Source organism: Cyanobium sp. Aljojuca 7D2, from assembly GCF_024346415.1.
Classification (GTDB): domain Bacteria; phylum Cyanobacteriota; class Cyanobacteriia; order PCC-6307; family Cyanobiaceae; genus Cyanobium_A.
The window spans coordinates 1-24,491 of sequence record NZ_JAGQCX010000010.1 but is presented as its reverse complement, the minus strand read 5'-3'; the positions used below and the strand labels follow the sequence as shown (position 1 = coordinate 24,491).

At 67.7% G+C, this 24,491-nt stretch carries 27 protein-coding genes and 1 pseudogene; 19 read left to right on the top strand and 9 right to left on the bottom strand.

Going from position 1 to position 24,491, the window contains the following annotated elements:
- The first annotated feature begins 55 nt into the window (after window positions 1-55).
- Window positions 56-2,281, top strand: a complete 2,226-nt coding sequence (locus KBY57_RS11025; protein WP_254995925.1) for an AAA family ATPase — start codon at window positions 56-58, stop codon at window positions 2,279-2,281.
- A gap of 72 nt (window positions 2,282-2,353) precedes the next feature.
- On the opposite strand, the pseudogene KBY57_RS11020 reads toward KBY57_RS11025, so the two are convergent.
- A pseudogene (locus tag KBY57_RS11020) lies at window positions 2,354-2,968 on the bottom strand (alpha/beta hydrolase).
- Between the two features lie 294 nt (window positions 2,969-3,262).
- Window positions 3,263-3,943 (bottom strand): 4'-phosphopantetheinyl transferase family protein, encoded by a 681-nt coding sequence (locus KBY57_RS14305; protein ID WP_254995924.1) that lies wholly within the window; start codon window positions 3,941-3,943, stop codon window positions 3,263-3,265.
- Window positions 3,944-3,979: 36 nt separating this feature from the next.
- On the opposite strand from KBY57_RS14305, the gene bcp reads away from it, so the two are divergent.
- Complete coding sequence (gene bcp / locus KBY57_RS11010; RefSeq protein WP_254995923.1) at window positions 3,980-4,447, top strand: thioredoxin-dependent thiol peroxidase; 468 nt, start codon at window positions 3,980-3,982, stop codon at window positions 4,445-4,447.
- Here the strand turns inward: bcp and KBY57_RS11005 are convergent.
- Together KBY57_RS11005 and KBY57_RS11000 are read right to left on the bottom strand one after the other, a co-directional pair.
- Window positions 4,425-4,982 (bottom strand): type III pantothenate kinase, encoded by a 558-nt coding sequence (locus KBY57_RS11005; RefSeq protein ID WP_254995922.1) that lies wholly within the window; start codon window positions 4,980-4,982, stop codon window positions 4,425-4,427. The two genes, bcp and KBY57_RS11005, sit on opposite strands and share 23 nt — an antisense overlap.
- Before the next feature lie 143 nt (window positions 4,983-5,125).
- The gene (locus KBY57_RS11000) at window positions 5,126-5,893 is read right to left on the bottom strand and encodes a phosphoadenylyl-sulfate reductase (protein ID WP_254995921.1); all 768 of its coding nucleotides are present in this window, start codon (window positions 5,891-5,893) and stop codon (window positions 5,126-5,128) included.
- A 73-nt stretch (window positions 5,894-5,966) separates the two neighbouring features.
- Here KBY57_RS11000 and KBY57_RS10995 point away from each other — a divergent pair, with 73 nt between their 5' ends.
- The 5 genes from KBY57_RS10995 to KBY57_RS10975 are packed head-to-tail and all read left to right on the top strand — an operon-like array spanning window position 5,967 to window position 11,359.
- The gene (locus KBY57_RS10995) at window positions 5,967-7,157 is read left to right on the top strand and encodes an NAD(P)/FAD-dependent oxidoreductase (RefSeq protein ID WP_254995920.1); all 1,191 of its coding nucleotides are present in this window, start codon (window positions 5,967-5,969) and stop codon (window positions 7,155-7,157) included.
- Window positions 7,154-7,846: an HAD-IA family hydrolase gene (locus KBY57_RS10990; protein WP_254995919.1), complete on the top strand. Its 693-nt coding sequence runs from the start codon at window positions 7,154-7,156 to the stop codon at window positions 7,844-7,846. The genes KBY57_RS10995 and KBY57_RS10990 overlap by 4 nt, the downstream gene beginning before the upstream one ends.
- A 28-nt stretch (window positions 7,847-7,874) precedes the next feature.
- The gene (hflX, locus tag KBY57_RS10985; protein WP_254995918.1) at window positions 7,875-9,539 is read left to right on the top strand and encodes a GTPase HflX; all 1,665 of its coding nucleotides are present in this window, start codon (window positions 7,875-7,877) and stop codon (window positions 9,537-9,539) included.
- 46 nt (window positions 9,540-9,585) lie between these two features.
- Complete coding sequence (locus KBY57_RS10980; RefSeq protein ID WP_254995916.1) at window positions 9,586-10,221, top strand: peroxiredoxin; 636 nt, start codon at window positions 9,586-9,588, stop codon at window positions 10,219-10,221.
- A gap of 10 nt (window positions 10,222-10,231) precedes the next feature.
- Entirely contained in the window at window positions 10,232-11,359 is a 1,128-nt protein-coding gene (locus tag KBY57_RS10975) for an anhydro-N-acetylmuramic acid kinase (RefSeq protein ID WP_254995914.1), read from the top strand.
- A gap of 14 nt (window positions 11,360-11,373) precedes the next feature.
- On the opposite strand, the gene KBY57_RS10970 is transcribed toward KBY57_RS10975, so the two are convergent.
- Window positions 11,374-11,685 (bottom strand): ribbon-helix-helix domain-containing protein, encoded by a 312-nt coding sequence (locus KBY57_RS10970; RefSeq protein ID WP_254995913.1) that lies wholly within the window; start codon window positions 11,683-11,685, stop codon window positions 11,374-11,376.
- Between the two features lie 91 nt (window positions 11,686-11,776).
- Between KBY57_RS10970 and KBY57_RS10965 the strand changes: the two genes are divergently transcribed.
- From KBY57_RS10965 to KBY57_RS10945, 5 genes are all read left to right on the top strand, one after another.
- Complete coding sequence (locus tag KBY57_RS10965) at window positions 11,777-12,100, top strand: hypothetical protein (RefSeq protein ID WP_254995912.1); 324 nt, start codon at window positions 11,777-11,779, stop codon at window positions 12,098-12,100.
- 78 nt (window positions 12,101-12,178) lie between these two features.
- The gene (locus KBY57_RS10960) at window positions 12,179-12,442 is read left to right on the top strand and encodes a hypothetical protein (protein ID WP_254995911.1); all 264 of its coding nucleotides are present in this window, start codon (window positions 12,179-12,181) and stop codon (window positions 12,440-12,442) included.
- 260 nt (window positions 12,443-12,702) lie between these two features.
- On the top strand, window positions 12,703-14,424 hold the full coding sequence (locus tag KBY57_RS10955; RefSeq protein ID WP_254995910.1) for an ABC-F family ATP-binding cassette domain-containing protein: 1,722 nt from the start codon (window positions 12,703-12,705) through the stop codon (window positions 14,422-14,424).
- A 194-nt stretch (window positions 14,425-14,618) separates the two neighbouring features.
- Window positions 14,619-14,831, top strand: coding sequence for a hypothetical protein (locus KBY57_RS10950; RefSeq protein ID WP_254995996.1), 213 nt, complete (start codon window positions 14,619-14,621; stop codon window positions 14,829-14,831).
- Between the two features lie 129 nt (window positions 14,832-14,960).
- On the top strand, window positions 14,961-15,188 hold the full coding sequence (locus KBY57_RS10945; protein WP_254995909.1) for a hypothetical protein: 228 nt from the start codon (window positions 14,961-14,963) through the stop codon (window positions 15,186-15,188).
- Here KBY57_RS10945 and KBY57_RS10940 read toward each other — a convergent pair.
- The gene (locus KBY57_RS10940; protein ID WP_254995908.1) at window positions 15,185-16,339 is read right to left on the bottom strand and encodes a trypsin-like peptidase domain-containing protein; all 1,155 of its coding nucleotides are present in this window, start codon (window positions 16,337-16,339) and stop codon (window positions 15,185-15,187) included. The genes KBY57_RS10945 and KBY57_RS10940 overlap by 4 nt on opposite strands.
- A 304-nt stretch (window positions 16,340-16,643) precedes the next feature.
- Between KBY57_RS10940 and KBY57_RS10935 the strand changes: the two genes are divergently transcribed.
- Genes KBY57_RS10935 through hrpB form a run of 3 tightly spaced genes read left to right on the top strand, consistent with a single transcriptional unit; the run spans window position 16,644 to window position 19,912 of the window.
- Window positions 16,644-16,940 carry a DUF2973 domain-containing protein gene (locus tag KBY57_RS10935; protein WP_254995907.1) on the top strand — a complete coding sequence of 99 codons (297 nt, stop codon included), beginning with the start codon at window positions 16,644-16,646 and terminating at the stop codon, window positions 16,938-16,940.
- Between the two features lie 43 nt (window positions 16,941-16,983).
- Window positions 16,984-17,367 carry a hypothetical protein gene (locus KBY57_RS10930; RefSeq protein WP_094561644.1) on the top strand — a complete coding sequence of 128 codons (384 nt, stop codon included), beginning with the start codon at window positions 16,984-16,986 and terminating at the stop codon, window positions 17,365-17,367.
- Window positions 17,345-19,912 (top strand): ATP-dependent helicase HrpB, encoded by a 2,568-nt coding sequence (hrpB, locus tag KBY57_RS10925; RefSeq protein ID WP_254995906.1) that lies wholly within the window; start codon window positions 17,345-17,347, stop codon window positions 19,910-19,912. The genes KBY57_RS10930 and hrpB overlap by 23 nt, the downstream gene beginning before the upstream one ends.
- Here the strand turns inward: hrpB and KBY57_RS10920 are convergent.
- Window positions 19,909-20,676: an HAD family hydrolase gene (locus KBY57_RS10920; RefSeq protein WP_254995905.1), complete on the bottom strand. Its 768-nt coding sequence runs from the start codon at window positions 20,674-20,676 to the stop codon at window positions 19,909-19,911. The two genes, hrpB and KBY57_RS10920, sit on opposite strands and share 4 nt — an antisense overlap.
- A 159-nt stretch (window positions 20,677-20,835) precedes the next feature.
- Between KBY57_RS10920 and KBY57_RS10915 the strand changes: the two genes are divergently transcribed.
- The 4 genes from KBY57_RS10915 to KBY57_RS10900 are packed head-to-tail and all read left to right on the top strand — an operon-like array spanning window position 20,836 to window position 22,916.
- The gene (locus KBY57_RS10915; protein WP_198953905.1) at window positions 20,836-21,012 is read left to right on the top strand and encodes a hypothetical protein; all 177 of its coding nucleotides are present in this window, start codon (window positions 20,836-20,838) and stop codon (window positions 21,010-21,012) included.
- The gene (xseA, locus tag KBY57_RS10910) at window positions 21,009-22,187 is read left to right on the top strand and encodes an exodeoxyribonuclease VII large subunit (RefSeq protein WP_254995903.1); all 1,179 of its coding nucleotides are present in this window, start codon (window positions 21,009-21,011) and stop codon (window positions 22,185-22,187) included. The genes KBY57_RS10915 and xseA overlap by 4 nt, the downstream gene beginning before the upstream one ends.
- 3 nt (window positions 22,188-22,190) lie before the next feature.
- Window positions 22,191-22,472, top strand: coding sequence for an exodeoxyribonuclease VII small subunit (gene xseB / locus KBY57_RS10905; RefSeq protein WP_254995902.1), 282 nt, complete (start codon window positions 22,191-22,193; stop codon window positions 22,470-22,472).
- A 51-nt stretch (window positions 22,473-22,523) separates the two neighbouring features.
- Entirely contained in the window at window positions 22,524-22,916 is a 393-nt protein-coding gene (locus KBY57_RS10900) for a DUF2834 domain-containing protein (RefSeq protein ID WP_254995901.1), read from the top strand.
- 53 nt (window positions 22,917-22,969) lie between these two features.
- On the opposite strand, the gene KBY57_RS10895 is transcribed toward KBY57_RS10900, so the two are convergent.
- Together KBY57_RS10895 and KBY57_RS10890 are read right to left on the bottom strand one after the other, a co-directional pair.
- Entirely contained in the window at window positions 22,970-23,305 is a 336-nt protein-coding gene (locus tag KBY57_RS10895) for a zinc ribbon domain-containing protein (RefSeq protein ID WP_254995898.1), read from the bottom strand.
- An 18-nt stretch (window positions 23,306-23,323) separates the two neighbouring features.
- Window positions 23,324-24,163, bottom strand: a complete 840-nt coding sequence (locus KBY57_RS10890; RefSeq protein WP_254995896.1) for a YihY/virulence factor BrkB family protein — start codon at window positions 24,161-24,163, stop codon at window positions 23,324-23,326.
- Between the last annotated feature and the right edge of the window lie 328 nt (window positions 24,164-24,491).

The following is a 24,491-nucleotide window of genomic DNA, read 5'->3' as shown; positions in this document are numbered from 1 at the left end:
AGCGTATCGCCGCCGGGCCGATGATGGGAGCCGGCGGGACCTGGCTTCAGCCCCCTTGAGCGACCTCTTCAGCCATCACCGCGACACCACCCTGGCCCGGGTGGCGCCCCTGGCCGATCGGCTGCGCCCCCGCAGCCTCGACGACTTCGTGGGCCAGGAACCGATCCTCGGCCAAGGGCGGCTGCTGCGCCGCGCCATCGCCGCCGACCGGGTGGGCAACCTGATCCTGCATGGCCCACCGGGGGTGGGCAAAACCACCCTGGCGCGGATCATCGCCGGCAGCACCCGGGCCCACTTCAGCAGCCTCAACGCGGTGCTTGCCGGCGTCAAGGATCTGCGGGCCGAGGTGGACGCGGCCCAGCAACGCCTGGCACACCATGGCCTGCGCACCACCCTGTTCATCGACGAGGTGCACCGCTTCAACAGCGCCCAGCAGGACGCGCTGCTGCCCTGGGTGGAAAACGGCACGCTGAACCTGATTGGGGCCACCACCGAAAACCCCTATTTCGAAGTCAACAAAGCGCTGGTGAGCCGCTCGCGGCTGTTTCGCCTCCAGCCGCTCGAACCCGAGCACCTGCGCCAGCTGCTGGCACGGGCGCTGCACGACCCCGAGGTGGGCTACGGCACGCGCCCCATCGTGGTGACCCCCGAGGCAGCCGACCACCTGGTGGATGTGGCCAGCGGCGATGCCCGCAGCCTGCTGAATGCCCTGGAGCTAGCGGTGGAAACCACTCCGCCCGAAGCGGATGGCGCCATCACCATCGATCTGGCCATCGCCGAGGAATCGATCCAGCAGCGGGCGGTGCTCTACGACAAGCAGGGGGACGCCCACTTCGACACGATCAGCGCCTTCATCAAGTCGCTGCGCGGCTCCGATCCGGATGCCGCCCTGTTCTGGCTCGCCCGCATGGTGGAAGCCGGGGAGAACCCCCGCTTCATCTTCCGGCGCATGTTGATCGCAGCAGGGGAAGACATCGGCCTGGCCGACCCCCAGGCGATGGTGGTGGTGGAAGCCTGTGCGGCCGCGTTCGAGCGGGTGGGGCTACCAGAGGGGCTGTACCCCCTCGCCCAGGCTGCCCTCTACCTGGCGGGAGCAGACAAGAGCAACAGCGTGCTGGGCTTCTTCGATGCCCTCACCGGTGTGCGCACCGCCAACCGCCAGCAGGTGCCATCCCACCTGCGGGATGCCCATCGCGATGGCCAGGCGTTCGGCGATGGGGTGGGCTACCGCTACCCCCATGCCTACGCCGAACACTGGGTCGCCCAGCAATACCTCCCCAGTGCCCTCCAAGGTGAGGTGTTCTGGCAGCCAGGCTCCCTGGGTTGGGAGGGCCGCCGGCGCGAACAGCTCCAGCAACGACGGGCCGCCCAGCTGGCCGCCGCGGCCGAACTGGCAGCCGATCAGGGTGATGTGCTGAGCAGCAGCCCGGACGATCCCCAGCTGGAGCGCTGGCTGCAGCGCCAGGCCACGGCCGAAGGAGAACGGCTCGACAACCTGAGACGCCGGTTCTGGGACGGCGCCCACTGGCAGCGGAACGACCGGGTGCTGGTGCTAGAGGCGCGATCGTTGCTGTGGGCCCTCGACCCGCTCGCCGCCACCCCGGAGGGCGGCGTGGTGATCACCGTGGGGCAACCATCCGACCTGGAGCGGCTGCAAGCCCAGCTGCAGGTGCTCGATGCCCTGCGCCAACCCCAGCTGCTGGTGGTGCCAGCCGACGCTCCCGCCAGCCTCCAATCCCAACTCGAGCCCGGAGAGGGGTCGCGCTTCGACTGGGTGGTGGCACGGCAACCCTGGCGCGGGCTGAACGCCCAACAGCTCGACAAGTGGATTGCCGCCGTGGGAGCCCAGTTGAGTGCCAACGGCCAATGGCGACTGCTGTTCAGCACCCCCCAACTGGGGCCAGCCGCCGGGCTGCAAGCCTTGAGCCGCGCAGCCGAGCCCGCCCTCCAGCCGCTGCTCGAGGAGCTCAGCGCCTTGGAACGCCAACAGCTGCAACAGGAGCCCAACCCTGGCCAACTGGCCAGGCAAGCCCTGATCGACCAGGGCTGGCGCGTAGAGCAACAGCACTGGCAGGAATCCCTGCAACTTGAGCTGTCAGCAGCGCTGACGGCGCGCTGGCTGACACCCGAGAGCACCTATCTGGGGCAGCTCAACGCCCTGCGGGGTTCTCCGCTGACTGCTGCCGCGATCGAGATGCTGCAACAGGGTTTCCATCGGCACCTGGGCCAACAGTTGCCCCAAACGGTGGCGCACACCCTGCTGCGCGCTCAGCGGCCATGAGCTGGGCGCCATCAAAAAGCCCCGGCGAAGCCGGGGCGGTTGACCGTGAGCTCGCCTGGGACGAGCCATGGCTCACCAAAGGCCGCGGATGGCCTCGGGCTGCACCTGCTGAACAGGGGCTGGGATGGCGCGCACTTCAGCGACGGGATCCGCCATCTGGTTGGCCTGGATGCAGGCGGGCAGAAACACGTACCAAGACAGCAGCGACGTGCACTGGGCATCGCCCTGGCAACGGCCCTCGGCACAGACGTTCTGGGCACCGGTGTAGGTGTTGCAGAAGTCGGCCAGGCGCATATCTGTCGGCAGGGCATTCATGATGCCGGCCGAGGAGATCTGACCGTCACGGGCGTCCGCCACGATCGCCGAACGCAGAGCCTGCACCGCGTAGGTGTTCATGCTCCAGTAAGGGAAGTAACTGGTGGTCTGGTTCTTGAGGAACTTGACACCGGCGTCGGAGTAGAGGAAGCGGGAGACACCAATGAAGTCGACGTTGTACGACTTGTTCATACCCTCACGCACCTCTTCAGCGGTCCAGCCGGAGCGATTCAGGCCACCCTCCAGACCCCGATCGGTGATCTCACCAGAGTCGAGAAAAGTATTAAAGGCGTCTTGGTTGGTGGACCACACGGCACCACCGGTGTTCCAACGAACCGGGAGATTGTTGTCAACAGCGGCTCACGCTGGCATGGCCACCGCCGAGAGGGCCGTACCCACAAAAAGGCCGGCCAGCAAACGCTTAATCACGAGAGTCGTGGGATTAGTTCATTCCGAACGTAGCCACGCAGTGCCGCACGTCACAAAAGATGCAAGTGACTAGGGCACATTGACACAAAAGCGCAACATTTCAGCCGTATTGCCTCAACCGACTTGCGTATTTTTGCAGCAACTTGCGTCATATCTGGAGCGCTTTATCGGGGGCTGTTACCGCAGTGATTACGGCAATCGCACGATCGAGGCGGGTGCGACTTAGCGGAAGCCGCGCTAGCGAAGTGACAGCAAACTGTGCAGGTTGGGGCGACTGCAGCCAGCACCAACCGCCGCCCAACGCCAACCGGCATGCACCGCACTGCGGCAATCCGGCTGCACGCCGTCGCCCAGGTGATGCAATCGCCCCCTGGAATCGTCGTAAGACCACTGGCTGAGTTCGGCCGCCAAGCTGCGCTGGCGCCATTTAATGGCCGCCTCCTTCAGCACCCAGCTGGTGAGCACCGCCTGCCGCAGGTCCTCCCTGGCCAGACCCTGCAGTCGCGCCTGTTCCGCCACGGGATAAAACCGCCGCATTAGCCCGGCCGCATCCAAGGGGCGGCCGGCCGGTTCGAGATCAACCCCAATCGGCTGCCGGGAGTAGCCGATCAACAGCCCCTCGCCGCTATGGCTGAGGCTGATCCAGCCCAACCCCTCATCCAGGTGGGGCGGGCGACCGGGCGGGCTGTGCAGGGGAACGTGGGTCGGCCCAAGGCCCAGCACGGTGGCCAGCTGCTGCCGCAGCACGGCCCGGCTGTGCCAATAGCGCTGGCGCTGCCCCTCGGGCAGCGCCTCGCCCCAGCCCCACTCCAGGGCCGAGAGGCTGCTGAGATCCCCTCCCCGCAGAGGAGCTAGCCAGAGCTGGGGCTGCTGCGGGGCGCCCGTCAGCGGCGCATCCCAGCCGATGCCTAGGCTCACGCGACTTTCATTCCGGCGTCCAGGCTGGAGCGTTCCATGGCCCTACAGATCGGTGATCCAGCCCCCGATTTCACCCTGCCCAACCAAGCGGGCGAGTCGATCAGCCTGTCCCAGTTCAAAGGACAGCGGGTGGTGATCTATTTCTATCCGAAAGACGACACCCCCGGCTGCACCAAGGAAGCCTGCAATTTCCGCGATCAGTGGGCAGCCTTTGAGCAGCACGGCATCACGGTGCTGGGCATCAGCAAGGACGGAGCCACCAGCCACGCCAAATTCATCGCCAAATACAGCCTTCCATTCACCCTGCTCAGCGATGGGGAACCCTGCCCCGTGGCGACGGCCTACGAGAGCTATGGACTCAAGAAATTCATGGGCAAGGAGTACATGGGCATGATGCGCCACACCTTCGTGGTGGATGCCGACGGCAAGCTCGAAAAGATCTACACGAAGGTGAAGGCCGAAAGCATGGCCGACACCATCCTCAGCGACCTGGGTCTGGCCTGAGGGCTGCCAGGGCCTCGAGCACCAACGCGGGAGCGGGCTGCACCTGGAGGTCACGCTCCACCAACAGCTCCCGCACCAGCGGCAACAACAGCTCCCCATCGCCTCCCGTGATCCAGAGGCGACAACGGGGCGCTTCCGCCACCGCCTCCCGGGCAGCCTGGGCCACCGCGGCAGCCAACCCCCGCAACACCCCGGCGGCCATGGCCTCAGCCGTGGCGCTGGGCCAGCGCTGCTGGGGCAGCGCCACGGGGAGCTCCAGCCCGGGCAAGCCGGCGGTGCCGGCGCCCAGGGCCCGCAGCTGCAGGGCCGCACCCGCCAGCAGCTGCCCCCCTGCAAAACAGCCCTCGGCGCTGACCCGGGTGAGGCTCAAGGCGGTGCCGGCATCCGCCACCAGCACCGGTGCCCCGCTCTGCCGCCAGGCCCACCAGCCCCCCAGGGCACGATCCACCCCCAACCAAGCGGGCTGATCGCCCAGGGGCACCTCGCCGCTGAGCAGGCGTCGCTCCAGCGGCAACCAGGCGGGCACCGGACCCACGGCGGCCCAGCCCGTCAGGCCTTCAGGCTTCTCCGCGCCTGGAGCCCCGCTCCAGCAACGAAGCGAGCCGGGTTGGCCCGTGGCCCAGTGCCATCGGCTGTTGCCGATCAACAGCCAACAAGCCTGCCCAGCCGGATCGGCGCTCAGATGCCCTCGCCCATCAGCCCTGGCAGATGGATGCCGCACTCCTGCTTGAGGCCACCGAAGCGGGTGGCCCGGCCGCTGACATCAGCGGCGTCGGGAGCACTGGAGTGCCAGTCCCCCACGGTGGAATAGCCCTGCTCAAACAGCGGGTGCTGGGGCAACTGGTGCTCCTCCATGTAGTAGTACACATCCCGCTTGCTCCAGGACAGCAGCGGCCGCAACGACCAGCGCTGCCGCACTGGATCGAACGGCTCCATGGCCCGGCGGTGATCGGTCTGGCTGCCGCGCACCCCACTGGCCCAGCAGGTCACCCCCAGCTCGGTGAGGGCCCGGTCGAGGGGCTCCACCTTGCGGATGCGGTGGTAGAGCTCGAGATCGCCCACCTGCTCGGTTTCCCAAAGCCGGCCATGCAGCGCTTCCATCCGAGCCGGGCTGATCGGCGACTGGGCCACCACCAGGTGGAGCTGAAGCTGCTGAACCAGCCGATCGGCGTATTGGTAGGTCTCGGCGGGCAGATAGCCCGTATCCACCCAGATCACCGGCACCGGCAGGCCGGTTTGCTGGCCCAGCGCACTCACCATGTGCAGCAGCACCGCCGACTGGATGCCAAAACTGGTGGTGAGGGCAAACCCCGCCCCGAAGGTGTCCTGGGCCCAGTGCAGCCGCTCCTGGGCCGACAGCGGGGCCAAGTGCTGCCGGGTCGCCGCCAGATCAATCGGCTGACCGGCGCCATCGAGAGGAAGCGTGGGGGCGGAGGCCGTCTGCATCAGGCCATCATCGCCCTTGGGCTGGGCTGCTGGTTAGGGTTCGAGCGACGGTGTCGGCAGTGGACCACAACCAATGGCGGAGTCTGTGGCGACGCCGGCAACAGCCCCGGTGCTGATCGTGGGAGGAGGGTTTGGCGGGCTCTACACCGCCCTGGCGCTTGCCACCCGGCGCCAGCATCCACCGATCCTGCTGATCGAACCGAACGATCGCTTCCTGTTTCTGCCGCTGCTCTACGAGCTTCTCAGCGGTGAACTGCGCAGCTGGGAAATTGCCCCCCGCTACGACACGCTTCTGGCCGGCAAAGGCGTGGCCTGGCTCCAGGATCGGGTGGTGCGGATCGACACCGCAGCCTCTCGGGTGCACACCGCCGCGGGGCGAGAGCTCCCCTACAGCCGGCTGGTGGTCGCTACCGGAGCCCAGTCCAACAGTTTCGGAATTCCGGGCGTCACGGAGCACAGCCTCGGCTTTCGCTCCCTGGCCGATGTGGAGCGCCTGCAGCGCCTGATCCACAGCCTCAAGGAGCGCGCCAGGCCGCTGCAACGGCTGGCGGTGGTGGGTGCCGGGGCCAGCGGCGTGGAACTGGCCTGCAAGCTGGCCGATCAGCTCCAGGGCAGCGCCATTGTCGAGGTGATTGAACAGGGGCCAGGTCTGCTGCCCCAGGCCAAGGCGTTCAACCGCGAGCAGGCGGATCTGGCCCTGCAGCGGCGGGATGTGCGCCTGCGCACCCACACTCAAGTGGAGGCCGTGGAGGTCGGTGGCCTGTCGCTACAGGGACCAGGGGGGCCCGAGCACCTCAGTGTTGATGGCGTGATCTGGACCGCTGGCCTGCGCTTCCAGGCCCCGGAGCTCAGTCCCGAACCTGCCGCTGTGACCGACCGCCTCGGGCGGCTGGTGTGTGAGCCGAGCCTGCAGCTGCGCAATCACCCCCACGTGTTCGCCCTCGGCGATATCGCCCACGTGGACGCCGAGGACGCGGACCAAGCCCTGCCCGCCACCGCCCAGGTGGCCTTCCAGCAGGCCGAGTGCCTGGCCGGCAACCTGTTGAAGTCGCTGGCCCAGGAGCCGCTGGAGGCCTTCCACTACACCGACCTCGGCGAAATGATGAGCCTTGGCGAAGGGGAGGCCAGCCTCACAGGCGGGGGATTCACCCTGGCCGGTGCGGCGGCGTTCCAGATCCGCAAGCTCGCCTACCTGACCCGCCTGCCGGGCCCTTCCCACCAGCTGAAGGTGGCCGCCGGCTGGCTGGCGGATTGGCCGCGATGACGCCGCGCGGCCTGTTGCTCGATGCCATGGGCACCCTGATCGGGTTGCGCAGCAGCGTGGGCGCCACCTACGCCGAGCTCGCTGCACGGCATGGCCTCACGGTGGATGCCGCCGCCATCGATCGGCATTTTCCCCTCATCTACAAGCAGGCGCCACCTCTGGCCTTCCCAGATCTGGCCTCCCCGGCTCTGGACAGCCCAGCCCTGAAGGAGGCCGAGATCGGCTGGTGGAGCGCCCGGATTGCCGAGGTGCTGGCCGCCGCCGGTGCCGAGGGAGAGGGCGCGGGAGAGGGCGCGGGTGTGGGCGCGGGGGTGGAATCTGAGCCGCCACCGGAGCTGGGACGGGCACTGTTCCGCCGCTTTGCCCAGGCCGACCTCTGGCGGGTCTACGACGACGTACCGGCCCATCTGGAGGCTTGGCACCGCCGCGGCCTGCGGCTGGCGGTGGTCAGCAATTTCGACAGCCGCCTGCCGGGGCTGCTGGACAGCCTGGGGCTGGGACAGTGGCTGGAGGCCGTGGTGGTGTCGTCGGCGGTGGGAGCGGCCAAACCCGATCCCCGGCCCTACCAGCAGGCCCTGGCCCAGCTCAACCTGACCGCCGCGGAGGTGTGGCACGTGGGCGACAGTCCAGAAGATGGCACCGGGGCCCACGCCGCCGGAATCCGCTGGGTGAAGGTGCAGCGCCCATGAACCACCTCGCCCCCCTCGCCAACCGGTGGTGAAGCAAGGCGTTCTGGCGGGGCGCACGGCCGGGCTGCGGCCGTCCCAGAAACGGCGCCTGGAGAGGCTCTGTCACCGGCGCCACCCCGACGACCAGGTGGCCGAGCTGCTCTGCCTGCAACGGCTGGCCGGCGAAAGCCGCGAGCTGGAGCTGCCCCTCACCCTGGTGGTGGATGGCCGCGGCCTGTGCCGACTGCTGTGGGTGGGGCCCCTGGAGCAATCGGGCAGGTTGCTGGAGCGCCTCCCGGGCTCCGACCGCCGCCAGGGCACAGACCTGCGCTTGCTCACCTGCTGCGGCCGCACCAAACAGCTCCAACCCGGCCGTCAGGAAGGGATCGTGGGGCTGGATCTGGCACCACGGCTGTGGCTGCGCTTCGGCGACCAGCCCCAATCGGGGGGACATTGGCCCGCGCAGCTGCTCGTGGCCCAGCCCGACGCCCCAGACCCCTGGGTGAGCGACGGCGAGGCGGATCTGCTCCAACTCTGCAACCGCGATCCCCTCAGCATCGCCCCATCCCCTGAGGCAGCCGCGACAACCGCGGCCGGCTCCCCCGGCCAGGCCAGCCCAGAACGGGTGTTGCTGCTGGCCCTCACCCCCGGCGATCGCGGCGCCGCCCAACGGTTGATCGGCGAACTGGAAGGCCTGGTGGGCAGTGCCGGCGCGGTGCCGGTGGGGGTGGTGGAACAGCGACGCAGCCAGGTGGCTCCCCAGACCCTCTGGGGGGAAGGGAAGGTGCTCGAAGCGGCGCTGGAGGCCCGTCGCGTGGGCGCGACCCTGGTGGTGACCGACCGGGAACTCACGCCGGTGCAGGCCCGCAACCTCGAGCGCCTGCTCGACCTGCCGGTGAGCGACCGCAGCGAACTGATCCTCGATATTTTTGCCCAGCGCGCCGCCAGCGCGGCCGGGCGCCTGCAGGTGGAGCTGGCCCAGCTGCGCTACCGGCTGCCCCGGCTCACGGGCCGCGGCCGCAGCCTGTCGCGGCAGGGGGGCGGCATCGGCACCCGGGGGCCGGGGGAAACCCAGCTGGAGAAAGACCGCCGCGCCATCGCTCGCCGGATCGAGCGGCTGCAGCGCGAGGTGACCCAGCTCGGCGACCACCGGGCCCGCTTGCGCCGCAGCCGCCAGGGCCTGCGGCGACTGGCGCTGGTGGGCTACACCAACGCCGGCAAAAGCTCCCTGCTCAACGCCCTCACCCGCGCCACAGCGGAGCAGGCCGTGCTGGCGGAGAACAAGCTGTTCGCCACCCTGGACCCCACCACCCGCCGGATCGAACTGCCGGAACCGGTGCTGGTCACCGACACCGTGGGCTTCATCCGCGATCTGCCACCGCCCCTGCTGGAAGCCTTCCGCTCCACCCTGGAGGAAACCCTGGAGGCCGACGGACTGCTGATCGTGGTCGACCTGTCCGATCCGGCCTGGCCCGAGCAGTGGCGCACGGTGAATGGGATCCTCGACTCGCTCGGGGCCGTGGTCCCACGGCGCCTGATTGCGAATCAGATCGACCGTTGTGCCGCCGGAGAAATGGAGCGGGCCCGGGCCCTCGAGCCCTCGGCTCTGTTCGTCTCAGCCACCGCTTGCCTCGGACTGCAGCACCTGCGCCAGGAGCTACGCAGCTGGCCCGTCGATGGCGGCGGGACCACGAACACCACATCCGAGCGCTGAGTTGTGGCACGATCGGCACTTCGTTGCACCTTGCCCTGCAGCCGCCATGGCCCTTCAACTCGGCGACACCGTTCCCGATTTCACCCAGGATTCCCAGCTGGGTCCGATCAACCTGTACGACTTCGCTGGCGACAGCTGGGTCGTGCTGTTCTCCCACCCCGCCGACTACACCCCGGTCTGCACGACTGAGCTGGGCGAAGTGTCACGGCTGCGCCCCGAGTGGCAGAAGCGCAACGTCAAAACCATCGCCCTGAGCGTGGATTCCGCCGAGAGCCACAACGGCTGGATCTGCGACATCAACGAGACCCAGAACACCACGGTCGACTATCCGATCCTGGCGGACGCCGACAAAAAGGTGAGCGATCTCTACGGGATGATCCACCCCAACGCGCTCAACAACCTGACAGTGCGCTCGGTGTTCATCATCGACCCCAACAAGAAGCTGCGCCTGCAGATCACCTACCCCGCCAGCACCGGCCGCAACTTCAATGAAATCCTGCGGGTGATCGATTCCCTTCAGCTCACCGACAACCACTCCGTGGCCACCCCGGTGAACTGGAAAGACGGCGACGACTGCGTTGTTGTGCCTTCCATCCCCACCGAGGAGGCCCGCAGCAAGTTCCCCAAAGGGGTCACCGAAGTGAAGCCCTACCTGCGCATGACTCCCCAGCCCAACAAGTGAGTCGGGCTTGATGCGGGTGTTGGGGTTGATGAGCGGCACCAGCGCCGATGGCGTGGATGCCGTGCTGGCCAGCTTTGCCGGCCCACCCCAACACCCGCGTTGGCACCTGGACGCCCATCACTTCAGCCCCTACCCCGCCGAGCTTCAACAGCAGCTGATCGGCATCGGCCAGGGGCAACCGTGCAGCACGGCGGAGTTGCTGGAGGTGGCGGAAGCCGTCACCGAACAGCAAGCCCTAGCGGCCCGAGCCTGTGACCCAACCGGCAGGGCCCAGCTGGTGGGCTGCCACGGCCAGACCCTCTGGCATCGCCCGCCCCAGGCCGGCCGCCGGGGTGCCAGCTGGCAACTGCTGCAGGGGCCACTGCTGGCCGAGCTGCTGGGCCGGCCGGTGGTGTTCGATTTCCGCAGTGCCGACCTGGCCCTCGGCGGTCAGGGGGCGCCACTGGTGCCCCCCGCCGACCAGGCCCTGCTGGGCCGCAGCGGGGGCTGGCGAGCGGTGCTGAATCTGGGGGGCATCGCCAATCTCACCTTGATCCCGCCGGCCAGCGGTCCCCAGCGCCACCTGCCGGTGCGGGGCTGGGACTGCGGCCCGGCCAACACCCTGCTGGATCTGGCCACCCGCCAGTTCAGTGACGGCCGGCTGACCTACGACGCCGATGGGGCCTGGGCCCGCCGCGGCCAGATCGATGAGGCCCTGATCGAGCGCTGGTTGAACGAGCCCTACTTCCAAACGCCGCCGCCGAAGTCCACCGGCCGGGAGCTGTTCGGCCAAGCCGACCTGGAACGGCGCCTCACCGAGCTCGGGGGCCGAACCCCAGACGATGCCCTGGCCACCCTGACCGGCTTCAGTGCCGCGGTTGTCGCCCAGGAGCTGGGCCACGGCCCACAACCGATCGAGCTACTGGTGGCCGGCGGGGGCTGCCGCAATGGCCTCCTGATGGAGCAACTGCGGCAGCGCTGCCGCGGCCTGATCGTGCGCCCCCTGCAGGAGCTGGGCATCGGTGAATCCGAACGCGAAGCCCTGGCCTTTGCCCTGCTCGCCTGGTGGCACGCCCGGGGCCACCGGGGCAGCCTGCCATCGGTCACCGGCGCCCGCCGGGCCGCGGTGCTCGGGGTCTGCGCCCGGCCCCAGGCCTGAGCGAACGCTCCAGTTCAGCCCGGACGGTGCAGCCGAACCCGACGCGGAGCACCCCGCAGGCGCTGGGGGGCCTGGTCCTGACGGGCTTCCAGCCCCTGGCGGAACAGGGCCGCCTGCAGCTCGGCCTGGGTGCGGGGGTCGGGCGGGACTGGGGCCTGCTCCAGCCTCTCGACCCCCTGCTGGATTAGCACCTTGGCCATGTTGCTCACCGTGCGGGATTCGAGCTCAGCCAGCTCAGCGAGGCGCTGGCAGAGGTCTTCCGGCAACACCACCTGAATGCGAGGCGATTTGGCCTTGCCACTGGAAGAGGTCTGCCGAGTCGCCACGCGTGGATCAGGAAAGAAATCGAAAGCCAGGGCCTGCTGGCTACCCAAGAGTGTACAGAGATAGGCAAGGGTAGTATCCAAGACTATGCTGATGGCACTCATCCCCTCGGAGGTGCACCCCGTGCCCCGTTCCTCCACAACCCGCTCTGCTGGAGCCACCACCACCAACAGCCGCAAACGCCGTACCGCCGAGCGCAGCGACGTGCTGGTGTCGGCCGTGATCAGCACGTACCTGCTCACCCACCTGCATCACGTGCTGCAACGGGCCGAATACGGCGCCGAGCAGGAGGGTCGCCAGGCCCTCGCCGCCAATTACGCCGAGCTGCGCAAAGTGCTCTGCCTCGATGCCCGCAGCATGGAAGACGCCTCCGCCAGCGGCACGCCGGAAAGCGGCGACGGCCGTCGCGCGGCTTGATGGCAGCTGCCCAAGCCGCAATCGCGCTGTGTGCCTTTGGTTGAGAGCCAGTAACCTCGGCCCATCGAGCTGTCTGCCATGACTGCCAGCAACGTGAATGCCAGCAACTTGAATGCAGGCAATGCCGCCGAGCTCTATGGCCGGATCAGCGCAGACCAGGAGCTAACCCAGGCCCTGTTCCGGCAGGCCCTGCAGGATCCCAACGGCGCCGTGGGTCGGATTGTGGACCTCGGAACGGCTTTCAACCTGCCCGTCACCGCTGAGGAGGTGCGCCGTTACGTCGCCAGCCTCGATGACAGCGACAGCAAGCAGTGGCTGGTGAAGGCCCGGGGCGGCCTCTGAGCTCCGCTCCCGGTCGGGACGCCGATCCCTGTCGCCACCGGCCCAACTGAAGAAGAGCCAGTAACTGACGATCGCCAGGCCAGCTGCGACCACCAGGGCCGCCACCTGCTCTAAGCGCTTGATCATCGCTGGCACAGGAGGCTCTCTGAATGGAGTCTGCACCAGCCAGCCCAGGGCCCAGCCCTCTCCAGATCGGCCACCAGGGATGATGGTTTGGAGCAGCTGGCCCGGTTGCCCGCCCCTCGCCTTTCCCAGACTCCGTGCTCCGCCTCGAACGCATCGGCAAGATCTATCCCACCGGTGAGGTGCTGCGGGACGTCACCTGGGAAGTGAAGGCCGGCGATCGCATCGGCCTGGTGGGCGTCAACGGGGCCGGCAAATCGACCCAGATGAAGATCATCGCTGGGCTGGAAGAGCCCAGCAGCGGCGCGGTGGTGAAGCAGGGCGAACCCCGCATTGCCTACCTGCAGCAGGAATTCGACGTGGATCCAACCCGCACGGTGCGGGAGGAGCTGTTCCAGGCCTTCGGCGAAGCGGCTGAGGTGCTGATGCGCCAGCACGCGGTGGAGCACGCCATGGCCAGCGAGCAGGCGGCCACCGATCCCGACCATCTCGATGCGCTGATCCACGAGCTCGGCCAGCTGCACAGCCGCTTCGAAGCCCTGCATGGCTACGAGCTCGATGCCCGCATCGACAAGCTGCTACCCACGATCGGCTTCACCCCCGAGGGCGCCGAGCAGCTGGTGGGCGACTTCTCCGGCGGTTGGCAGATGCGCATCGCGCTGGGCAAGATCCTGCTGCAGGAGCCGGATCTGCTGCTGCTCGACGAGCCCACCAACCACCTGGATGTGGAAACGATCCAGTGGCTGGAGGGCTACCTGGTCGAGCAGACCGCAGCCCTGGTGGTGATCAGCCACGACCGCACCTTTCTGGATCGGGTCTGCAACCAGATCGTGGAAACGGAGCGTGGGGTGTCGCGCACCTACCTCGGCAACTACAGCCAGCACCTCGAACAGAAGGCCTTGGAGCGCGAGGCCACCCAGGCGGCCTTCGAGCGGCAGCAGAAGGAACTGAGTGCCCAGCAGGCCTACATCGATCGCTTCCGGGCCAGCGCCACCCGCTCCACCCAGGCCAAGAGCCGCGAAAAATTGCTGGAGAAAGTTGAGCGCGTGGAGGCGCCGATTGAGAGTGTCGGCGGTCCGCGCTTCCGATTCCCTGAAGCCCCCCGATCAGGGCGGCTGGTGGCAGAGATCCAGAACCTCACCCACAGCTACGGCGACCAGATCCTGTTTCTGGGGGCGGAGCTGGAGGTGGAGCGGGGCGACCGCATTGCCTTTGTTGGGCCCAATGGGGCCGGGAAATCCACCCTGCTGCGGCTGATCATGGGCAGCGAACAACCCGAAGACGGCGCCGCCCGGTTGGGGGAGCACAACGTGGTGGCGGGCTACTTCGAGCAGAACCAGGCCGAAGCCCTCGACCTCTCCAAAACTGTGATCGACACGATCTTCGAGGTCGTTCCCGACTGGACCCAGACCCAGGTGCGTTCCCTGCTGGGCAGCTTCTGCTTTTCCAACGAGAGCGTGTTCAAGGAGGCCGGAAAACTTTCAGGTGGCGAGAAAGCCAGGCTGGCCCTGGCCCTGATGCTGCTCTCCCCCTGCAACCTGCTGGTGCTGGACGAACCCACCAACCACCTCGACATTCCCGCCAAGCAGATGCTGGAGGACGCCCTGATCGACTACGAGGGCGCCGCCCTGCTGGTGAGCCACGACCGCTACTTCATCTCCCGGGTGGCCAACCGGATTGTGGAGATCCGCGATGGCCAGCTGGTGCTCTACCGGGGTGACTACGCCTACTACCTGGGCAAGAAAGAGGAAGAGGCCGAACTGGCACGCCAGGCGGCGGAAGCCCAGCGCAAGGCGGCCAAACAGGCCGCCAACAAAGCCAAGCAGGCCTCCCGCAAACTTCAGGCCAAAGCGAGCTGAAGCCATCCCGCCGCCGCCGCAACACACCCGGGACAACACACAACTTCACGGTCCCTTAGGCAGGAAGACTCATTTCAGTGGTGCCCCTGGTTTGGTGTGCATAGGCTGACAAGACGTCGCTACTGGTGGAGATCATGGGTATAGGACACATGGGAACCGGACACATGGGCGCCGGAAACCTGGGAACCGGACACATGGGCGCCGGAAACCTGGGAACCGGAAACCTGGGCGGTGGAAACCTGGGCGGTGGCGGCTTCGGCATGGAACACGCCGGCATGACCTCCCACAGCGAGGCCTACAACGCCGGCGATGCGCTGGAGGTGTACTTCGAGTGCATCACCACCTGCTCCCTGGACGACGGCGCCTGCGTGACCCGCTGCGTGGAACAGCTGCGCGAGCAGCCCTGAGCTCCGCAGGGCGCCCCAAACGCACAACAGCAAATCCGCACAGGCGCGGCACCCTGTTGCAACGGCTACGCACGGGACTGAAACACTTTGTAGCGTTGGAACGTCCAACAGCTCCCAGCGGTGCGCGCCATGTCCGAACCACTCGCCCTCAGCCTCGGCCAGCAATTTGAGCTGGAGCGGATGAACAGAGCCATCGAGGCCACCGCCGATCCCCAAACCCTGCAGGGCATAGCCAAACAGCTCCTGCAGGCCTGGCACAGCCAGAAGGCCGCCACCCAGTGGGTCATGCGCCAACAGCTCGGCGCACCACCCAAGATCGCCCCAGGCCTTGCCCACCAGTGGGGGCAAGAGGCCTAGGGCGTCCCACCCAGCTGGGCCGGCACCACCGTGATCTGAACCACCCGTCCGGTCCGGTTGACGCTCAGCGGCAGGCTGCCGCCCACCCCAGCCCGCTCCACCGCAGCCACCAACTGGGGTGGGTTGGCAATGGTTTGTCCACCCACCGCCACGATCACATCGCCCTGCTGCAGGCCAGCCCGGGCCGCCGGACTACCCGATTGCACCGACATCACCCGCACCCCCTGGCTCAGGCCTGTGCCATCTCCGGGCTTGACCGCGTCGAGGCCCACGCCGATCACTGGATGACTGGCCCGACCGGAAGTCACCAGCTGACGGGCGATCTCCCTGGCCCTGTTGATGGGGATCGCAAACCCCAGTCCAGCCCCCGGACCGGTGCGCACCAGGGTGTTGATGCCGATCACCTCACCGTCAGCGTTGAGCAAGGGGCCACCGGAATTGCCAGGGTTGATGGCCGCATCCGTCTGAATCAGGTCCAGCCGCTTGTCGGTGATGCCGAGCTTGCTGGCGTTGCGGTTGAGGTTGCTGATGATCCCCATCGTCACGGTGTTGTCGAGCCCGAAGGGATTGCCCACGGCAATGGCCCATTCGCCCACCTGCAGCGTGTCGGAATTACCCAGGGGCGCCACCGGCCAGGGACCGCCGCCGGCCAGCTTGACCACCGCCAAGTCGGTGAGGCGATCCAATCCCACCACCGTGCCCTGCACGCGGCGGCCGTCCTGCATCCCCACGGTCACCCGGTCGCTCTTCTCCACCACATGGGCATTGGTGAGCAGCAGCCCATCAGCCTGGTAGATGAAGCCGCTGCCGGTGCCGCGCTCGGTGCGTTGCGAGGGCTGCTGCAGCTGGGGCATGCCGAAGAATTGGCGGAACAGGGGGTCGTTGAGCAAGCCCCGCGGCAACCCGCCACCGGCCCCGGGCACCACCACGGTGCGCTCGGTGTCGATGGTGACCACGGCTGGCCCGGCCCGGCGCACGGCGGCCGCCACAAACGACTGACGGGCCAAACTCGGCGCGGCAACCCCCTGGGCCCGTACGGCACCAGCACCCAGGCCGGCTCCAACCCCACCACCCCCTTCTCCCGCCGACACCAGCAGCCCCGCAGCGATCAGGCCGGAACACAGCCAAGGCCAGGTGCGCAATGCAGCCATCACCACAGCACAACAACTGGCGAAACCCTAAGCAGATCCGCCTCACCCGCCAGGGGGTGATCCCCCACCAGACGCGCCAGCGACCCCAGCAAGCACGGCGAGCCGCAACCAGCGCCAAAACCCCTACAGTTGGTAAATATTTCCATCAAGTCATGGACATGGAGCGGCTCCTGCTTGCATTCCTGGCTTTTGGAGCCGCCTGCACCACCCTGTGGGCCTGGTTGCTGGCCAACACCAGCAGCACAGATCAGGCAATGATGGGAAGGCGACATGACTCCCCTGATCTGCGGCCACCCCCCCGGCCATGAACGCCTTGATCTCCCAGCTCTTTCCGCTTCTGTACGGCGCCTGTTTCCTGGTCCTGCTCTGGCAGGCATTCAAGGTGATGGGCCAGGGCTTTCGGGCCGTGCCGCGCCCCGGCGATCCCGATGCGGCCGGCGGCAGCACCAACACAACGGCAACCGGCAACGACCGCACCGGGCGGCTCACCATCCATCCCGAACTGCTGGATGCCGACGGCCAGCTCACCCAGGAAGACCTGCTCACCGTGCGCTTCAGCGGTGACAACGAACAGCCGGCTTACCCCGGTGACCCCAGCTGAATAGGCTCACCGTTGAGCACGTGCTTTTCAGCGGAGACAGACGGTGGATCAACGGACCCGAATCGTGGCTGCAGTGCTGCGCAATCTCAAGCTGCCGCCGCGTTTTCGCCTCAAGCTGATCAAGGAGGATCCGATCCGGCTCGAGCTGAGCATCACCCCTGCCTACGGCAAAGATCCGATCCTGGTAGGCCTGGTGGAATCCCAGGACCTTGTGGCCCGGCGCGACCGCGAAGGCCGCATCCCCCGCGACCTGCAGGGCACCTGGGACTGGACCGTGCGCCACGGCAAGGTGAGCACGGGCGGCTGGAACCCCTACCTCAAAGAAGCCCTGCAGACCATGTTTGAAACCGGTCTGCCGGCGATTGTGTACGAAGAGCTCACCGGCGAGGCCTACCACCCGGTTGATGGCGTTCGCCACGTGCGCTGAGGCCGCCACGCCAGCGCCCCTGCCCATCGATGGCCTGCTGGAGCCCCTGCTGGAAGCCTGCTCCCCGGGGGCAACAGTGCTGCTCCAGGCCCCGCCGGGCGCCGGCAAAACCACCCGGGTGCCGCTGGCCCTGTTGGCCGGATTGGGCTCCGGGCGGATCTGGATGCTGGAGCCCCGCCGCCTCGCCGCCAAGGCAGCGGCTGAGCGGCTGGCGGCCGAACTGGGCGAAGCGGTAGGGGAGCGCGTGGGCTACAGCGTGCGGCTGGAATCCCGCACGTCGGCAGCCACCCGCCTGGAGGTGCTTACCGACGGCCTGTTCCTGCGTCGCCTGCAGCGCGAACCCGCCCTCGAGGGGGTCGACTGCCTGATCTTCGACGAGTTCCACGAGCGCGGCGCCGACACCGACCTGGCCCTGGCCCTGGTGCGCCAGGTGAGGGAGCTGTTGCGGCCAGATCTGCGGCTGGTGGTGATGTCGGCCACCCTCAACCTCGCCCCCTTGGCCACGCAACTGCCGGAGGCCACCGTGCTCAGCAGTGAGGGACGCTGCCATCCGGTCGCGATCAGCCACCAGCCTCCGCGACCGGGCGAGCGGCTGGAGCAGCAGGTGGTGCGGGGGCTGGAGCAGCACTGGCTCGACCAGCGGGGCGATGGCGAAACGGTGCTGGTGTTTCTGCCAGGACTGCGCGAGATCGAAGCCTGCAACCGGGCGATCAGCGCCACCGCCTGGGGCGGGGAGATCGACTGCATTCCCCTGCACGGCAACCTTCCCCTGGCAGCCCAGAGCCGCGCGATCGGTCCAGCCCACCATCCGGCCGGCAAGGTGGTGCTGGCGACCTCCATCGCCGAGAGCTCCCTCACCCTCGCGGGCGTCACCCTGGTGCTCGACAGCGGCCTGAGTCGCCGCACCCGCTTCGATCCCGGCAGCGGACTCGACGGGTTGGTGACCGTGCCCGCCAGCCAGGCCAGTGCGGAGCAACGGGCCGGCCGGGCAGGACGCCTCGGCCCGGGCCGCTGCTTGCGGCTGTGGTCACCCGCCGAACAGCAACGGCGCCCCGCCTACGACCCACCGGAGTTGCTGGAGGTGGATCCCCTGCCCCTGGCTCTGCAACTGGCCCAATGGGGCGATCCCCTCGGCGCCGACCTGGCCTGGCTCGACCCGCCCGCACCAGCCCCCCTGCACGAGGCCCGCCAACGCCTGGAGCAGCTCGGCGCCCTCGACGTGCAAGGACGACTGAACGTTCATGGTCAGCAGCTGGCTCAGCTGGGATTGCACCCGCGCCTGGCCCAGCTGCTGCTGCTGGGCGCATCCCTCGGGCAACTCGATCTGGCCTGCGCCCTGGCAGTGCTGCTGAGCGAGCGCGATCCCCTGACACGCCAGGAGGCCGGCAGTGATCTGCTGCGCCGCCTCGACTGGCTGGGACAGGCGGGTGGCGCCGATGGGCCCCGGCGACGCCTGCGCCAGCTGCAGGCCCAGCTGCGCCGCCAGGTGCGCCAGCTGCCCTCCCAGCAGACGCATCCCCCCCAAAGCGCAGCAGTCCCCACCGCTACCAGCGCAACCACCGTGGCCCAACTGGTGGCCGCGGCCTTTCCCGAACGGCTGGCCCTGGCCCGCCCCGGGCAAGCCGGCCGGTTTCTGCTCAGCGGCGGCCGCGGCGCCATGCTCCACCCTGACGACCCCCTGGTGGCCTGCGCCGCATTGGCGATCGCCCAGCTCGATGGCCAGGGCCAGGATGCCCGCATCCAGCTGGCCGTGCCCCTCGACCCCGAGCAGCTGCGGGAGCTGGCCGAGCAGCCTGGCGGCCTGGGGCGCACAGTGCTGGAGGCTCGCTGGGATGGGGAGAGCCAGCGGGTGCGCTGCGAACGCAGCCTCCGCCTCGGAGCCCTGGTGCTGGAGCGCCGCCCCTGGGCAGAGGCCGACCCCGAGCGCATCCGCAGCGCCCTACTCGACGGGGTGCGGCAGCTGGAATTGGAGGTGCTGCCGTGGGATCGCAGCAGCCGCCAATTGCAGCAGCGCCTGACCCTGGCCCACCAGCAGCTGGGCGATCCCTGGCCCAACCGCAGCCTGCCCCGGCTGCTGGATGACCTGGAGCACTGGCTGGCCCCCCATCTGCTGGGGCTGCGCAGCCGCGAGGAGCTTCAGAGCCTGCCCCTGGCTGAAGCCCTCTGGGGCGACTGCCCCTGGAGTTTGCGCCCGGAGCTGGAGCGGCTGCTGCCGGCAGCTCTGCCAGTGCCCTCCGGCCGCGCGGTGAACCTCGACTACAGCAGCGGGCAACCGGTGCTGGCGGTGAAGCTGCAGGAACTATTCGGGGCCCACGCCAACCCCACGGTGCTCGACGGCCGGCTGGCGGTGACGGTGCACCTGCTGACCCCGGCGGGCCGGCCGGCGGCCATCACCCAAGACCTGGCCGGCTTCTGGCAGCACGGCTATCCGGAGGTGCGCAAGGAGCTGCGGGGGCGCTACCCCAAGCACCCTTGGCCGGAGGATCCGCGCCAGGCCCAGGCCACAGCCCTCACCAAGGCGCGCCTGCAGGAGGGCAAGCGTTAGCGCTGGGGCAGCAAGTGGCCAAATCCAAAGTGGTGCAAGCCTTCGCAGATTCCCTCACACCCCGGGGATCGGGCCAGGTAAGTGCGTCGCAAACGGTGAGCCTGCGCCCGCAACGCCGGCTCGGCATTCCCCACCATCACCCCGGCCAGATCGGTTTCGAACATGGCCAGGTCGTTGAGGGTGTCGCCCGCGGTGACGACCAGGGCGGGATCAATCTCCAGGGCCTGCACCAGGGCCTGCAACGTGCTGCCCTTGTTGACTCCGGCGGGGAGCACATCGAGGTAGCGGTTGTCAGAGAGCAGGCAATCGACGCCGTGGGCCTCCAGCTCGGCGATCAGGCCGTGGTCGAAGGATTCGGGGTCGTAGTAGTAGGCGAGCCTCCGCTGGCTGCTGATCGGCTGGGGGGAAACCCCCGCAGCCCCGGCCATCACCGCCAGCACACGATCGGGCTTGCCCTGCCAGCGGGCCTCAATCGGATCCACCGCCAGGGGCAGCGGCTCCAGGCTCGCTCCGCAGGCCACGGTGCAGCCCACATCGCCGATCACCAGGTGCGGCGCCCGTAGGCCCACGTGCTCGTCCTCCGCCAGCAACCGGGCCACAGAGCCCAGGTCGCGGCCCGTGCAGAACACGTGCAGCACCCGGCCACGCTGCTGCTCCAGCCAGGCGTAAAAGCGGCGGCGCTCCGCGAGCGATCCGCCCAGCAGGGTGCCATCCAGGTCGGTGACGAGCACCAGCTCAGGCTGCTCCGGCAAGGGGGCCGACATCTGCGCCTGCAGGCGCTGGCGCAGTGACAGACCAGAAGATGGGCGCAGGGAGGTGATGAGGGCGACCGCTGACCGTCCCTGCCTAAGGGAGGCACCCAGAGCTGTCAAGCCGGAATCCAGGGCGGCTGGGCCAAACTGGACCCTTCCGGCGCTGCCACCTTGGCCCGTTTCTACGTCAACAACCGCCGTGATGGCTCGAGGCTGCTGAGCAGCGCCCTGGTGATCTGTGCGGCAGGGCTGATCCGGATCGACCATCCCATCGGCCAGGCGGTGGCCCTGGTCGCCGGATTGGTGAGCCTCTACTGGTGGAGCTGCTACCGCCAGCTGCAGCAATGACGAGCGCAGGGGACAGTCCTGCCATCCCGCGCTACAGCGTGGCGGAGCTGAATGGGGCCGTGGCCAGCCTGCTGGAACGGGGCTTTGCGCCCCGCTTCCTGCTGGATGCCACCGTCAGCCGCCCCCAGCTCAAGAAGGGCCATCTGTGGATGACGCTGGTCGACGACCAGGCCTCGATCTCCGCGGTGGTCTGGGCCTCCCAACTGGGCAAACTCAGCTTTGTTCCTGAAGACGGCGACGGCGTCGTGGTGGTGGGCAAGCTCAACTTCTGGAGCAGCCGGGCCAGCCTGTGCGTCCAGGCCCTCGACATCCGGCCCAGCCTCAGCAGCGTGCTGCGCCAGTTTGAGCAGGTGCGAGAACGGCTGACGGCCGAGGGCCTGCTGGATCCGGCCCGCAAAAGGCCCCTGCCCCCCTTCCCGCGCAGGATTGCCCTGCTCACCAGCCGTCCCAGCTCGGCCCTCGCCGACATGTTGCGCACCGCCAGGGAGCGCTGGCCCGCCACCGGGCTGCTCGTGGTGCCGATCCCCGTTCAGGGTCCGGTTCAAACCGAGATCTGCCGCGCCCTGCACCAGCTGGGGCGCCAGGCGGAGGCCCTGGGGATCGAGGCGGTGGTGATCGGCCGCGGTGGCGGCAGCCGTGAAGATCTGGCGTTGTTCGACAACGAAGAAGTCGCCCGCAGCCTGGCGGCCTGCCCGGTGCCCGTGGTGAGCGGCATTGGCCACGAAGACGACACCACCATCGCCGACCTCGTGGCTGACCTGCGGGCCGCAACCCCCACCGCCGCGCTGGTCGCCCTGCTGCCCGATCGCCACGCCACGCTCCAGGGATTGCGGCAGCAGGCGCGCCATCTGCGTCAGCTGGTGCAGTGGCGGCTTCAGGCCGAGGGGCAACGCCTGGGGCGGGAGCGCGAGCGCCTGCTGGGCCTCCACCCCCACGGGCTGCTGGCATCGAAGCGCCAGCACCTGCTGCAGGCGCAGCATCTGTTGCAAGCGCTCTCGCCCGAGCACCAGCTGGCCCGCGGCTTCAGCCTGCTCCGTAGCCCCGATGGCACGCTGGTGCGATCGATCCGGCAGCTGCAGGTGGGAAGCCCTGTGGTCGTTCAGCTCCGGGATGGCCGCGCCGATGCCGTGGTGCGCGACATTCAGGCCGAGGCCCAGCCAAACCCGTCACGCTGAACCATGCCCAAGGCGAAACCCCGACAAACAAGCGGCACCGGTGATCAGAACGCTGCCGCCACGGCCGCGGCTGATCTCAGCTACAACGAAGCACAAACAGCTCTGCAACTCACCCTGGCCGCCCTCCAGGCCAACGACCTTGACGTAGAGGAGATGACCGGCCTGTATCGGCGCGCGCGGGCCTACCTCGAGCGCTGCGAGAGCGTGCTCGCAAGCGTGGAACAGGAACTGTTGCTGTGGGACGACAGCAACGAGGCAGTGGGGCCGATGTCGGAATCCCCCTAAGGCCTGAATCCCTTTGATGTCCGCCGAGTCCCGCTGAACCCTGCAACCACGATGGCCCCCTCAACCGAACTGACATCCGACAACGCCACCCAACCAGGCGGCAGCCCTAGGGCCGTGAAATGGCTCTATCTCGCCCTGGCAATTGCTGGAGCGATCCTGCCCTGGCTGTCCAACCTTGCGTTCATCCGCGAATACGGCGCCAGCTTTGACCTAGGGCTGTTCGTGCAACTGGCCAATGCCAATCCGGCGGCGAGTTCGCTATCGCGCGATCTGGCCATCGGGGCAACGGCGGTGGTGATCTGGATGGTGCAGGAAAGCCGGCGCCTGCAGATGCGCGGGCTGGCCTGGGTGCTGCTGAGCTGCGTCACGTTGGCATTTGCCTGCGGCGCGCCACTGTTTCTGTATCTGAGGGAACGCCGGCTTGAGGAACTTGCCCGCACCTGAAGAGCGTTAAGGCGAAAAGCCATGGTGCCTGCAACCCATAGATCCTGCGCGCCTCAGTTGTCTTCAACCACCTCCACATCGATGGTGACGTTGCTGACATCCAGTTGATCAACGGGAGACGCGGCATCGATGCCATCGCCGAAGGGAGTGCCACAGGCAGGGCAACTGTCGGTGGCCATGCTCGTGAACCCGCAGGCTGGGCAGGTGCGCAGGCGCCTCTGGATCACCTGCCAAGCCACGAACCCCGCCGCTCCAAACAGCAGCGGCAACAACAGCAGGGCGAGCGTGATGCCGCCGACAAGATCGAGCACGAAACGCCCGAGCGGGCCAGGCGCCAACAACAGCAGAGCCGCCAACAACAACCAGATCCAGGTGTTCGAGCGCTGCATCGACGCTTGCCCAGGCCGTCAGGAGAAGCCCATCCTGGCGCGGCCAGGTCGATCCAGAACGACACAGAGACATTGGCCGTAGTAGAGGATCACGCCCACCAACCAGACCCAGAGACTCAGCACCAACACGCCGCCAACCAATCCATAGGCCTGAAACCGGACGCCCAGGGTGACGAGCACGCGGCCCAGCACCAGATTCAGAAACGTAAGCGAGACCCCGATCAGCGCGGCCCCTGGGATCAAGGGTCGCCAAGGGACCCGACGTGATGGCAACACCCAAAGCAACAGCAGCGAGGCGGAAACGCTCAGGCCCAGGGAAATAATCAAATCCAGCCCCCAGGACACTGGCTGCTGGATGCCGCGAGCCCAGGGCCAGATGGCCAGTAGCCCGTCTCGCAGTCCAGAGGAGCCCAGCAAGCGCATATTGGTGAATGCCTGATCCACCACGATCAGCAGAGCAAACAACGACACCAGGCCGAAGGCCTTGATCCGCAACTGCAGATAGCGGCGCACCAAAGCCGACCACGACAAGCCCTCAAACCCAACGGGGCGATCCCACCAGAGGCGATCCGCGCCCCGTTGAAGCGTGAGGTAGGCATTGCTAGCGGTTAACACCAGCACCACCACACCCAGCAGCCCAGCACCCACGCCCTGGCGCAAAAAAGCCGACAACGTAGCTGTAAAGACCGGAATCGCTGTAGAAGGCAGCACATCGGAAACGATATTGAGCAAGCGCTCAAGCAAACCCTCATCACGGCCCAACAGCTTCGCTGCCAGCGACAACGCGATCAGCAGAATGGGAAAGACAGACTGCAGACTGTGATAAGCAAAGGCGGCGCTCAGATCGACGCAATCCATCCGCAACCAAAGCCGATAAGCCAGCCAGAACGATCGAAACCGGCGGATTTGGCGCATCAGCCGGAGTCGACGCGCGGGATGCAGCACTGGAAACCACACCTTGGATTTTCGGGGGCGATGGCTGGAGAGTAGTGCCCAACAAAAAAGCCACCCCAGGGGGTGGCTTTTTGCTTCAAGGCGGATTGCTCGTTTCAGGCTTCACGGAGGACGCCCCAAAGCAGATCAACTAGAAGATGGAATGAAGGTTTTACCTGGCATCGAGCTATTTTCTCAGGGGGCTGCCCCCCAAATATCGTCGCCGCTGCAGCGTTTCACAACCGAGTTCGAG

Coding starts and splice junctions, on each gene's coding strand:
- KBY57_RS10920 (WP_254995905.1), bottom strand. CDS start 20,676: ATGTCGGCCCCCTTGCCGGAGCAGCCTGAGCTGGTGCTCGTCACCGAC.
- KBY57_RS10990 (WP_254995919.1), top strand. CDS start 7,154: ATGACGCCGCGCGGCCTGTTGCTCGATGCCATGGGCACCCTGATCGGG.
- KBY57_RS10940 (WP_254995908.1), bottom strand. CDS start 16,339: ATGGCTGCATTGCGCACCTGGCCTTGGCTGTGTTCCGGCCTGATCGCT.
- KBY57_RS10890 (WP_254995896.1), bottom strand. CDS start 24,163: ATGGATTGCGTCGATCTGAGCGCCGCCTTTGCTTATCACAGTCTGCAG.
- xseB (WP_254995902.1), top strand. CDS start 22,191: ATGCCCAAGGCGAAACCCCGACAAACAAGCGGCACCGGTGATCAGAAC.
- KBY57_RS10960 (WP_254995911.1), top strand. CDS start 12,179: ATGACTGCCAGCAACGTGAATGCCAGCAACTTGAATGCAGGCAATGCC.
- bcp (WP_254995923.1), top strand. CDS start 3,980: ATGGCCCTACAGATCGGTGATCCAGCCCCCGATTTCACCCTGCCCAAC.
- KBY57_RS10950 (WP_254995996.1), top strand. CDS start 14,619: ATGGGCGCCGGAAACCTGGGAACCGGAAACCTGGGCGGTGGAAACCTG.
- KBY57_RS10945 (WP_254995909.1), top strand. CDS start 14,961: ATGTCCGAACCACTCGCCCTCAGCCTCGGCCAGCAATTTGAGCTGGAG.
- hrpB (WP_254995906.1), top strand. CDS start 17,345: ATGGCGTTCGCCACGTGCGCTGAGGCCGCCACGCCAGCGCCCCTGCCC.
- KBY57_RS10980 (WP_254995916.1), top strand. CDS start 9,586: ATGGCCCTTCAACTCGGCGACACCGTTCCCGATTTCACCCAGGATTCC.
- xseA (WP_254995903.1), top strand. CDS start 21,009: ATGACGAGCGCAGGGGACAGTCCTGCCATCCCGCGCTACAGCGTGGCG.
- KBY57_RS10900 (WP_254995901.1), top strand. CDS start 22,524: ATGGCCCCCTCAACCGAACTGACATCCGACAACGCCACCCAACCAGGC.
- KBY57_RS11000 (WP_254995921.1), bottom strand. CDS start 5,893: ATGCAGACGGCCTCCGCCCCCACGCTTCCTCTCGATGGCGCCGGTCAG.
- KBY57_RS10975 (WP_254995914.1), top strand. CDS start 10,232: ATGCGGGTGTTGGGGTTGATGAGCGGCACCAGCGCCGATGGCGTGGAT.
- KBY57_RS10935 (WP_254995907.1), top strand. CDS start 16,644: ATGAACGCCTTGATCTCCCAGCTCTTTCCGCTTCTGTACGGCGCCTGT.
- KBY57_RS10895 (WP_254995898.1), bottom strand. CDS start 23,305: ATGCAGCGCTCGAACACCTGGATCTGGTTGTTGTTGGCGGCTCTGCTG.
- KBY57_RS10965 (WP_254995912.1), top strand. CDS start 11,777: ATGGCACTCATCCCCTCGGAGGTGCACCCCGTGCCCCGTTCCTCCACA.
- KBY57_RS10995 (WP_254995920.1), top strand. CDS start 5,967: ATGGCGGAGTCTGTGGCGACGCCGGCAACAGCCCCGGTGCTGATCGTG.